The organism is Streptomyces sp. NPDC006197 (genome assembly GCF_040613865.1).
In the GTDB taxonomy this organism is placed as follows: domain Bacteria; phylum Actinomycetota; class Actinomycetes; order Streptomycetales; family Streptomycetaceae; genus Streptomyces.
Map to the genome: position 1 here is coordinate 1 of NZ_JBEXSZ010000212.1, position 10337 is coordinate 10337.

Sequence of the window (10337 nt, forward strand, 5' to 3'; positions counted from 1 at the left end):
GTGGACGCAGTGGCCGGCCGTCCAGACCAGGTTCGACTTCCCGGGGCGGCGCGGGTCCTTCACGATGGTGCCGGAGCAGACCATGTGGCCCTCGGACGGACAGGCGACGCTGCTGGGCGGTGTCCACCAGGGCGAGGCGGCGCCCGGGCCCCGTTCACGGGTCGGGTCGGACGGACACCTGTCCGTGGGACCGGAGACGCTGGTAGGGGCGGAACGGCGGCTGGACGCGCCGGAGGGGCCGGAGGCCCCGGAAGGGGCGCGGGACCGCCTCAGCGCGTATCTCGTCGATCCCGACGGAGTCCGGTCCCCCGTGCTCGTCGCCGCCGAGTCGGGGGCCGCGACGCTGCGGGTGTGCGACATCAGCCAGGACGCGCGGTTCGCCCTGGTGCGCCGGGGTCCACGCGGCCGACGGGAGGCGGCGGTGGTACGCATCGCCGACCTCACGACCAGGTCGGTCCTGCGGGTCGGCGATGGGGATCCCTGGATCGGCAGGTTCTCGCCGGATGGGCGCACCCTGTGGTTGCGGAGCGACCACGAGCGGGAGTTCGCCGCCCTGCTCGCGGCCGTCCTGGACGATGACGGCGGCCGCCTCGGCCTGTCCGTGGTGGTGGAGCGGGAGGGCTGCGACCTGGAGCTCCTCGCGTTCACCGAGGACGGCCGCACCGCCGCGCTCGCGTGGAACGTGGGGGGTGCCGGTGAGCTGCAGACCTTGGGCCTCCCGGCGGGCGGGCCGATGCTCGGCGGGGCGGCCACGGGGACGACGCCGCCCCGGGACGTGCCCCTGCCGCACGAGGTGGTCACGCGGATCACCCGGGCCGGGCCGAGCGGAATGGTGCTCTCCCTGTCGGGCTCGCAGCGCCGCCCCGGAGTGTGGTGGGTGCCGCCGGGGGCTCCGTCGGCCCGCACACCCTGGTCGTCCCGGGACGAGGACGCCGTACCGCCGGGCAGGCCGCCCGTGCGGCCCGTCCCGCTGCGGCCCGTCGCCCGCGACGGACTGCGGCTGGGCGGGTGGTACTACCGGGCACCGGGCCGCGGCGCCGACCGCCCGGCACCGTGCGTGATCCACCTGCACGGGGGCCCCGAGGAGCAGGAGCGGCCCGTGTTCGACCCGCTGTACCACGAGCTGCTCGGCCGGGGTCTGGACGTCTTCGCGCCCGACGTCCGGGGCTCGTCCGGCTGGGGTCGGTCGTTCGTGGACGCCGACCTCGGGACGGGACGGTTCGCGGCGATCGACGACGTCGCCGACTGCGCGGCGCACGTGGTGCTCACCGGCCGTGCCGACCCGACGCGGCTCGCGGTGATGGGGCGCTCGTACGGCGGCTATCTCACGCTGGCCTCGCTCGTATGGCATCCCGAGCTGTTCCGTACGGGCGTCGCGGTCTGCGGGATGTCGGACCTGGCGACGTTCTTCGCGGGAACCGAGCCGTGGATCGCGGAGTCGGCGGCGCACAAGTACGGCCATCCGGTGCGCGACCGGGAGCTGCTGCGTGCGCTGTCGCCCATGAGCCGTATCGACGAGCTGCGCGTACCGCTGCTCGCGGTGCACGGTGAGCACGACACCAACGTCCCGCCGGGGGAGTCGGAGCAGGTGGTGCGCGCCGCGCGGGAACGGGGGCTGCCCGCCGAACTGCTGATGCTCCGCGACGAGGGCCACGAGTTCCGCCGGGCGGACAACCGGCGCCTGTTCCGCCGCTCCGCCGCCGACTGGATGGAACGCCACCTGAGCGGCTGAGCGGACCCGGGGCTCGCAGCGTACGCCCCTTCGCGTGAGGTGACAGTGTGGCGACCTGCCCCGCCTGGTTCATCCCGCTTTGCAGGGGTATGCACGAGAGTATGATCACTATTGGGGTCGAGGAAGAGTACCTGCTGCTCGATCCGGACACGTGCCTGCCGGTGCCGCTCGCAGATCGGGTGCGGGCGGCGGCCGGTCTGGGGCCGCTCGTGGAGGGCACCGAGATCCAGTCGGAGCTGCTGCAGGCGCAGGTGGAGGTCGCCACACCCGTCTGCACCGATCTGGAGGAGGTCGGCGGTCACCTGCTGCGACTGCGGCACGCGGTCGGCACGGCGGCGGAGCGGAACGGCTGCCTGCTCGCCGCCTGCGCGACGGCCCCTTACCGGGAAGCGGCCCCCGTCCCGGTCACCCGCAAGGCGCGCTACCTGGCGATGCGCTCTCAGGCTCCACAGCTGGTGGCGGAGCAACTGGTCAACGGGATGCACGTGCACGCGGCCGTGCCGGACCGGGAGATGGGCGTCGCCGTCCTGAGCCGTATCCGCGTCTGGCTGCCGACCCTGGTGGCCATGTCCGCGAACTCGCCGCTGTGGGACGGCGCCGACACCGGCTTCGCGAGCTGGCGCACGGTGATCTTCGGCCGCTGGCCGGTCAGCGGACCGCCGCCCCGCTTCACCTCGCTGGAAGACCACGAAAGACGCGTCCAGACACTCCTCGACACCGGCGTCATCACCGACACCGGCCAGTTGTACTGGCAGGCCCGCCTGTCCGACCGCTACCCGACGGTCGAGGTGCGCTGCGCGGACGTCCAACTGCGCGCGGACACGGCGGTCATGTTCGCCGGCATCGTCCGCGCGCTGACCGCCACCGCCATACGCGACGAGAAAACGGGCGTGCCGCTTCCGGAATGTCCGACCGAACTGCTGCAGGCGGCGAACTGGCATGCCGCGCGGCACGGGCTGAGCGGGCTCCTGGTCGACCCGGCCGGCCGGGCGCGCCGGGCGGGCGACGTGATCTGCATGCTGCTCGACCACATCGGCCCCGCCCTCGACGAGGCCGGGGACACCCGTGAGGTGACCTCGCTGGTGCACCGGCTGCTCCAGGAGGGCACTCCGGCGGACCAGCAACGCCGCGCACTGGCCGAAGGCGGACTACCGGGCCTGACCGAGCTGATCACCAGAGAAACGGTCGCTCCCTGAGACGATCGGCGTGATCAGTCGGATGCCCGGTCTTCCCTCACGCGGCGCGCCGCGCACGGTGAATTGGCGGGGAGGCACCCGCGTGCTGCGGTGTCGGTCGGTGGACCTGCCGGTGCGCGAGGCGTACCTCGACGCCGGCCCCGGCAGCGCGGAAGGAGAGCCCCCCCGACCGGTCCCCGTCCACCCCTGACCCGTCTCCTCGCCTCGGACCATGACCCGGGCACCCGCCGGGCCATCCGCGTGTGAAGTTTGAGTGGGAAGCCCCGCCCGCCCACCATGGGGGCATGAGCCACGGATTCGAGACCCGCATCCTTGACATCACCACGGGGACATCGGAGACGGTCTACGACCTGACCCGGGAGTGCTCCTCTTTCCTGGCCGAGGTGGCCCAGGGCAGAGACGGGCTCCTGAACGTCTTCACCCCGCACGCGACCATGGGCGTGGCGTTGATCGAAACGGGCGCGGGCAGCGACAGCGACCTTCTGGCCGCCCTGCACCAGCTCCTCCCCGCGGACGAACGTTGGCAGCACCGCCATGGAAGCCCGGGGCACGGCCGTGACCACGTGATGCCGGCCATCGTGCCGCCCCATGCGACGATCCCTGTGATCGGCGGCGAACTGGCGCTGGGCACCTGGCAGTCGGTATGTCTGGTGGACACCAACAAGGACAACCCCGACCGTCAGGTGCGGCTGAGCTTCCTGGGCTGATCGAGCCGATCCAGATCGTCGTGGGTGTGGCCGCTGATTCTCCTTACGCTCCGGCGAACCGGGAGAAAGGTGCGCGGTACCACCATGGACGAGATCGACCGGCCGTAGGACGGCTGCGGAAAGTGCCTGCTCGGAGTACGCCGGCTGTCGCGGGTCAAGGCCGCCACGACCTCGCCCGAGCGGCAGCGCGAGGACGTGCCGGCCGCGGCGGCTGCCGGTGGGCACACATCATCGACTGGGCGGATGGCTGGGAGGTGGCCGGCGCCACCGACCCGATGCCCCGTCCCAAGCTCGGTTCGCGGCTGCGCGATGAGCGGGGCAAGTACGACGGGCTCGTCGCCGCGGCCGTCGACCGGCTCGGCCGCGACGTGGTCGACTGCCTGAACACCGGCTACAAGATGCGCGACGAGGGCAAGCTCCTCGTCACGTACGGGCACGAGGGTGTCTGGAACCTCGATGACCCGAACAACGAGAACCGCTTCACGATGGAGGCCTAGGGCGCGCAGATGGAGCTGGGCGCCATCCAACGGCGCAACCGCGACGCCACCAAGAAGATCCGAGCTGCGGGCCGCCCTGAGGGCAAGCCGTCGTACGGCTTCCAGTACGTCCGCGCCGTGCCGAACGGCCGCGTCGACCGCGTCGAGCTCTACCCGCACGCGGCCGAGGTCCTTCGGACTGTCGCCCGCCGCAATCCTCGCCGACCCCGAGACCGTGTCGGTGAGCAGCGAGACCGCTCGTCTGAACCGACTGGGCGAGCTGTCGCCGGCCGCGGCGACTTCGAGCGGGTTCTGCGCCAGGCCCTCGCCGACCACCAGCCCGACGGCCAGTTCACCGAGACCGTCCGCACCAAGCCCTTATCGCCGCCCGCCCGGCTTGACCGCTGCGCGTTCAGCCGGCGTGGCGGAAGCGGCGGCGGTACTCGCTGGGGGTGAGTCCGAGGCGCTTGCGGAAGACCCGTATGAGGGTGTCGGTGCTGCCGAACCCACACGCCGTGGCGATCCGGGGGAGTGTCTCCTCGGTGGCTTCCAGGCGGTTGCGGGCGAGCTCGATTCGCGCGGTCTCGACGTAGGCGGCCGGGGTCATGCCGGTCTCTTCCTTGAAGATGCGGGTGAGCTGGCGCTCGCCGATGTGGGCGTGGGCGGCGAGTTCCGTCATGGTGATCTTCTGGTGCAGGTTCGTGGTGACGTAGTGCCGGAGGTCGTCCATGCGGCGGCTGGTGTAGGCAGGTTCGATCGGCACGGAGAACTGTGACTGTCCGCTGGGGCGCTTGAGGTACATGACGAGCTGGCGGGCGACGCCCATGGCGGCGTGCTCGCCGAAGTCTTCGGCGACGAGGGCCAGGGCGAGGTCGAGGCAGGCGGTGATGCCGGCTCCGGTCCAGACGTTGCCCTGCCTGATGAAGATCGGGTCGGGGTCGACGTCGACGCCCGGGTAGCGGGTGGCGAGCTGTCGGGCGGTCGACCAGTGGGTGGTGACCCGCTTGCCTTCGAGGAGGCCGGCTTCGGCGAGGAGGTGTGCGCCGACGCAGACGGAGGCGACGCGGCGTGAGCGGTAGGCGAGCCTTCGGACCCAGGCGACTACGGCGGGGTCGATCACTGGGTGTATGCGGTGTTCGCGGTCGATGGTGACGGATCCGGGCACGATGAGGGTGTCGATGCGCCGTTCGGCGATGTCGGAGAATGCGACGTCCGGTATGAGGCGGACGCCTGCGCCGGTGGTGACGGGGACGAGGGTTTCCGCGGCGAGTTGGACCCGGTATCCGGGGTCTTTCTTCAGGTCACGGCCCAGGAGGGCGAAGACTTCTGGTGGGCCGGTGACGTCGAGGAGGTCGACGCCGTCGAAGATCATGATCGCTACGAGTCTGGACCCCTGCATGTCCGGAATCCCCCATTCCGCTAGGTGTCGTGTCGGTTTCTGCAACTTATCCGACAGGGGTTCGATTCAGCCAGCCCCTACGGTGGGGAACGTAACTCGCCGCGCACGGTGCCGAGTTAAACCCTCGATCTTTGAACCACCCACAGGAGAAGCACACCCATGCCGTCCACCACGCTCCGTGAGCTCAACCAGTTCGACCAGACCCCCGCCACCCTCGCCAACTCCACCGTCATCCTCGTGGACTACCAGAACACCTACACCCGCGGCGTCATGGAACTCGACGGCTGGCAGCCCGCGCTCGATGCCGCTGCCACCCTCCTCGCCAAGGCCCGCGAGGTCGGCGCCACCGTCATCCACGTCATCAACGACGGCGGCGAAGGAACCCCCTACGACATCCGCGCCGAGATCGGCCAGATCCACCCCGCCGTCGCGCCCATCGAGGGCGAGGCCACCATCGTCAAGACCGTTCCCGACGCCTTCCGCGACACCAACCTCGGCGACCTCGTCGACGCCGCCGGGAACAAGGACGTCGTCATCGCCGGGTTCATGTCCCACATGTGCGTCCTGTTCACCGCCCAGGGTGCGTTCCTGCGCGGCAACCGGCCCACCGTCGTCGCCGACGCCACCGCCACCCGCACCCTGAAGTCCGCGGTCGCAGAGGTCTCCGCCGAGCAGCTGCACCACGGCGCGCTCGCCACCATCGACGACCTCTGGGGTGTCGTCGTCCCCACCACCGCCGACCTCGGCTGAGCCATCCCCTGAACGTCGCTGCCGGACCCAACCCCCGGAACTCGCACTCCGGCCCGCGTGCCACCACACCCGGCACGCCCGGGCCCGGCAGCGACACCCCCCCACCCCGCACCACCCAGCACCCCGCACCACCGCTCTGGCTCACCCCCGGCCAGACCACGGGACCGCCACGCCCACACGGCACCCGCGCCCCCTCACCGGCGCACCACGGCCCCGCGCCTCGCTTCCCCCCACAACGGCACCACCGCACAGCCGCCCCCCAAGCCGGCCCGTGCGCCAAGGCCGCTCACGACCGACCCACCCATGGAAGCACCAGGGGAAAACTCATGACCACCCGCCGCAACTTCATCGGCACCGCGACCGCGATCGGCGCCGGAACTCTCCTCGCCACCGCGACCGCCACCTCGGCCTCCGCCGAAACCGCGCCCACGACCGACGGCGCTGCCCCCGCGATGACGAAGGGCGAGGCGCGCACCGCGATCCTGAACGTCAACGCCGGGATGCGAACCCGCTACAAGTCCCTCAAGGACGAACTCCAGAACAAGCTCTCCCCGGTCATCGTCGTGACCAACGGTCCCGAGGGCGGCACGTACTACCTGGTCGAGAACGGTGTCGTGGTCGAGCAGACCGCGCCGATCGACCAGATCTTCCAGCTGGCGAAGTCGATCGCCCACACCCCGCTCGGCACGTTCTCCGTCCTCGCCCGCTACCTCAACAAGCGCGTCCCCGACTGGCACCTCAAGGCCGGCGACATGGACGCCCACGACCTCGAATCCGTCGCCATGGTCGGCCCCGAGTCCACCGCCTGGGTCGACCCGCTGCGCCAGTGGCGCGACGTCCTGATCAGCGGCCGGAACGCCCTCAAGCCCGCCGGCCTGCCCGACAAGCTGGAGAAGTCCTCCCGCGCGATCCTCAACTCGCTGATCGACTTCTGCTCCATCGCCATCGACAACCGGTCGTTCACGATGAAGCAGTTCGAGGACGCCACCGGCGCCGTCTACGGCGACATACGCACGAACATGTCCTACGCCGCGAAGGTCCAGATCGACGCCGTCAACGCCCTCATGACCCGCTGGAAGAACCAGCTCGGCGCCCGCTGGAACGACGTCTACATAGCCGTGTTCTCCATGTGGACCACGTCGGTCGACAACCAGAACACCATCATCATCCGCCCCCACATGAACCCCGACCGCGCGGCGACGCACCTGATCGACATCATCAGCGACCAGCTGCCCGTCACCGACCCCGTGAACGTGGCGCTGGAGAACATCGCGCGCATCGTCCAGGACAACATCGCCGCGGAGATGGTGTTCTCCGCAGACCAGAAGGTCGCCTCCAGCCTGAAGGGCAAGCAGGACCTGCTGTCCGAGGAGATCCTCGGCCAACTCGGCGGCACCGCCGCCGCCCCCTCTGACACCGGCAGCACCGCGACCGCCGCCGCGTTCCTCACCGGCACCGCCGCCAAGACCGGCGGCTGCCCCCTCGGCCACGACACGGTCAGCGTCTGACCCAAGGACACCGTGTGCGGGCCGGGGACGGCCGGCCCGCACACGGCCCGTGAGACGGCGCCCTCCACACGGCCCACCCCACCCGGGGCAAGGCCCCTGACGGAGGGCGCCGTCTCCTCGTTTCCCGCCCGTGCCACGACCCGGCACCCGGGCCACCACATGCTTCACACCGGGGGAACACCCGCTATGCCCACCACCACGACCAGACGCCACGCCACCCGCATATGGATACTGCTCGGCCTCATCCTGCTCACCGTGAACCTTCGGGCCGCGATCACCTGCACCGGCCCGCTGCTCACCGACATCCAGCACACCCGCCACCTCACCGGCCTCCAGCTCAGCATCCTGACCACCCTGCCCGTGCTGTGCCTCGGTGCGTTCGCCGCATGGGTGCCGGCTCTCGCACGGCGTACCGGCACCGAGCCCGCGATCACCGGCGCGCTGCTGCTGATCGCCGTCGGCATCACCCTGCGCGGCCTGCCCTACACCACCGCCCTCTTCGCCGGGACGATCATCGCCGGCGCGGGGATCGCCACCGGCAACGTTCTCGTCCCCGCCGTCGTCAAGGAACGCTTCGCCCACCAGATCGGGCGGGCGACCGGCCTGGCGATGACCCTCATGGCGTCCAGCGGCGCAGTAGCCGCGGGCATAGCCGTGCCCGTCGGACGCCTCGCCGGATGGCAAGCGGCAATGGCCGTCTGGGCGGCGCCCGCCGCCGCCGGTGCCGCACTGTGGGCCGTCCTGGCCACACGCCACCACGACCCCGGCTTCGGCACCCAGCGCCCCGCGGCTGGCCGCCCCGAAGGCAGCCTGCTGCGGTCCCCGCTGGCGTGGGCGGTCGCCACCTTCCTCGGGATCGTCTCCCTCATGTTCTACGCGCTCGCCGCATGGCTGCCCGAGATCATGCAGGCCGACGGCTACAGCAGGACCACCGCCGGCGCGATGGTCTCCGTGATGCTCACCCTCGGCATCCCCATGGGCTACGTCATGCCGGTGATCGCCGCCCGCTTCCCGCAACAGCAGCCCCTCGTCCTCGCGCTGGCCGCCATCAAGATCACCAGCCTCGCCGGGATCCTCACCATGCCCTCGCTCGCGTGGATGTGGGTATGCATCCTCGGCCTCGCCACCGGCAGCGCCTTCCCTCTCGCCATGACCCTCCTCACCCTGCGCTCACCCAACCCGGCCGTCGCCGCACGCCTGTCGGGCATGGCGCAGACCTTCGGCTACCTCCTCGCCGGCACCGGCCCCGCCACCCTCGGACTCCTCCACACCCTCACCGACACCTGGCAGATCCCCCTCCTGCTGCTCCTCGCGCTCGTCGTCCCCGAAACCGCGGCCGGCCTGGTCGCGGCCCGACCGCTCCTCGTCGACGAGCCCACGCCCGCAGCAGCAGAACCGGCCCGGGAGAAGACCCGCGTCAGCTAGGGCACTCGGTGTGTGTTGTGGAGCGAAGGATGCCCTGCACCAGCCATCGCCTGACCAGCGAGAGGACTGAATCCCTGTGATCACCGCTGACGACTTCCTCACGCTTCTGGTGGATCGTGTGCCTGAGGCGAGACCGCTCGTGGAGGAGAGGTACGAGCTTCGGCCGGACGAGGCGCCGCCGACGACGGACACGGGCTTGGACCTCTACGGCGACCTGCTCCGTCTGCTGAACTGGCCAGTTCTGCAGCCTGCCTGGAGCAGGAGGTTCTCGACAGTGACCTGCTGCGACGGTGTTTCGACCTGGTAAAGGACATCTGCGACATCCCCCAAGAGCCCTCGCAGAGTTCCGTGTACTTCACGGTGCTGGAAGGTCTGCTCGAATCCCCTCGATATCCGGCGGCCGCGATCCCGTTCCTGAGGGGGAGTATTCGGGATCGAGTGTCGATCATGCTGGAGTATCACAAGGTGGAGGGGGACGAGCGCGGTCTTCCGCCCGTCTGACGAGACGCGAGGCGACGCCCGGAGAACCGGGCGCCACCTCGGCGTTTGCGCTGCTCCCCAAGAGATCGACAGCCGCAGGCGGCCCTCGGTTGATCGGACCCTCGATTCGCGGGTGTCGGTTTCTGGAGATTGCTCGACCTGGTGAGCAGGTGAATCAGGGGCTGTTTCCTGAGCAGCATCGAGGGAGACGGGAATGGCCCGTAATGCTGTGGCGAGCAAGCAGCTTGGCCAGGGCCGAACGACCGGCTGAACGGTCTCGGCTGCGGACACGCTGCCACCCCGCTGGGCTTCACCCCCTGCCTCTCCGCCCGCCGTTCGACGCCGCGGAGGCTGCGACGCCGGGTCGAGGCAACGTAGGCTCGGGGTTGCCCTAGCGGAGGCTGGTGGACACCAACAAGGACAACCCCGACCGTCAGGTGCGGTTGTCGTTCCTCGCGTAGCGGCTCGCTGCCGCATGGCTGTAGGTGGTGGTATCTGCGGCCGCACCAGCCGGCCGCCCGGCGCGTGGGCCTTGGCCACCATGGCGAAGAGCGGGTCCGCATGGCCGTGTGATCGCACACGTGGCCGCAACTTTCCGGCCGCGCTTTCGACAAAGGCCTACCGACCGATCGTTCGGCCAGTTGAGAGGCGGTGTTCCGGTACC

General features: G+C 70.5%; 10 protein-coding genes. 9 read left to right on the forward strand and 1 reads right to left on the reverse strand.

The features are described from left to right. The 5 genes from ABZ318_RS37200 to ABZ318_RS37220 form a co-directional block, all read left to right on the forward strand. Positions 1-1732: prolyl oligopeptidase family serine peptidase (locus tag ABZ318_RS37200; protein ID WP_356906845.1), on the forward strand; the 1732-nt coding region annotated here is incomplete at its 5' end. A gap of 101 nt (positions 1733-1833) precedes the next feature. Next, positions 1834-2928 carry a glutamate--cysteine ligase gene (locus tag ABZ318_RS37205; RefSeq protein ID WP_356906846.1) on the forward strand — a complete coding sequence of 365 codons (1095 nt, stop codon included), beginning with the start codon at positions 1834-1836 and terminating at the stop codon, positions 2926-2928. A 284-nt stretch (positions 2929-3212) separates the two neighbouring features. Then, on the forward strand, positions 3213-3635 hold the full coding sequence (locus tag ABZ318_RS37210) for a YjbQ family protein (protein WP_356906847.1): 423 nt from the start codon (positions 3213-3215) through the stop codon (positions 3633-3635). 254 nt (positions 3636-3889) lie between these two features. Next, the gene (locus tag ABZ318_RS37215; RefSeq protein ID WP_356906848.1) at positions 3890-4132 is read left to right on the forward strand and encodes a recombinase family protein; all 243 of its coding nucleotides are present in this window, start codon (positions 3890-3892) and stop codon (positions 4130-4132) included. A gap of 9 nt (positions 4133-4141) precedes the next feature. Continuing rightward, entirely contained in the window at positions 4142-4567 is a 426-nt protein-coding gene (locus ABZ318_RS37220; RefSeq protein WP_356906849.1) for a hypothetical protein, read from the forward strand. On the opposite strand, the gene ABZ318_RS37225 is transcribed toward ABZ318_RS37220, so the two are convergent. Further along, positions 4524-5510, reverse strand: coding sequence for a helix-turn-helix domain-containing protein (locus ABZ318_RS37225; RefSeq protein ID WP_356906850.1), 987 nt, complete (start codon positions 5508-5510; stop codon positions 4524-4526). The two genes, ABZ318_RS37220 and ABZ318_RS37225, sit on opposite strands and share 44 nt — an antisense overlap. A 159-nt stretch (positions 5511-5669) precedes the next feature. Here ABZ318_RS37225 and ABZ318_RS37230 point away from each other — a divergent pair, with 159 nt between their 5' ends. The 4 genes from ABZ318_RS37230 to ABZ318_RS37245 all read left to right on the forward strand — a co-directional run bounded on the left by ABZ318_RS37230 (position 5670) and on the right by ABZ318_RS37245 (position 9500). Next, a complete protein-coding gene (locus tag ABZ318_RS37230; RefSeq protein WP_356906851.1) occupies positions 5670-6260 on the forward strand; it encodes an isochorismatase family protein in 591 nt (196 codons plus the stop codon). 326 nt (positions 6261-6586) lie between these two features. After that, positions 6587-7768 carry a hypothetical protein gene (locus ABZ318_RS37235; RefSeq protein WP_356906852.1) on the forward strand — a complete coding sequence of 394 codons (1182 nt, stop codon included), beginning with the start codon at positions 6587-6589 and terminating at the stop codon, positions 7766-7768. A gap of 186 nt (positions 7769-7954) precedes the next feature. After that, positions 7955-9193, forward strand: a complete 1239-nt coding sequence (locus ABZ318_RS37240) for an MFS transporter (protein WP_356906853.1) — start codon at positions 7955-7957, stop codon at positions 9191-9193. 76 nt (positions 9194-9269) lie between these two features. Further along, complete coding sequence (locus ABZ318_RS37245; RefSeq protein WP_356906854.1) at positions 9270-9500, forward strand: hypothetical protein; 231 nt, start codon at positions 9270-9272, stop codon at positions 9498-9500. The last annotated feature ends 837 nt before the right edge of the window (positions 9501-10337 follow it).

Coding starts and splice junctions, on each gene's coding strand:
- ABZ318_RS37205 (WP_356906846.1), top strand. CDS start 1,834: ATGATCACTATTGGGGTCGAGGAAGAGTACCTGCTGCTCGATCCGGAC.
- ABZ318_RS37210 (WP_356906847.1), top strand. CDS start 3,213: ATGAGCCACGGATTCGAGACCCGCATCCTTGACATCACCACGGGGACA.
- ABZ318_RS37220 (WP_356906849.1), top strand. CDS start 4,142: ATGGAGCTGGGCGCCATCCAACGGCGCAACCGCGACGCCACCAAGAAG.
- ABZ318_RS37225 (WP_356906850.1), bottom strand. CDS start 5,510: ATGCAGGGGTCCAGACTCGTAGCGATCATGATCTTCGACGGCGTCGAC.
- ABZ318_RS37230 (WP_356906851.1), top strand. CDS start 5,670: ATGCCGTCCACCACGCTCCGTGAGCTCAACCAGTTCGACCAGACCCCC.
- ABZ318_RS37235 (WP_356906852.1), top strand. CDS start 6,587: ATGACCACCCGCCGCAACTTCATCGGCACCGCGACCGCGATCGGCGCC.
- ABZ318_RS37240 (WP_356906853.1), top strand. CDS start 7,955: ATGCCCACCACCACGACCAGACGCCACGCCACCCGCATATGGATACTG.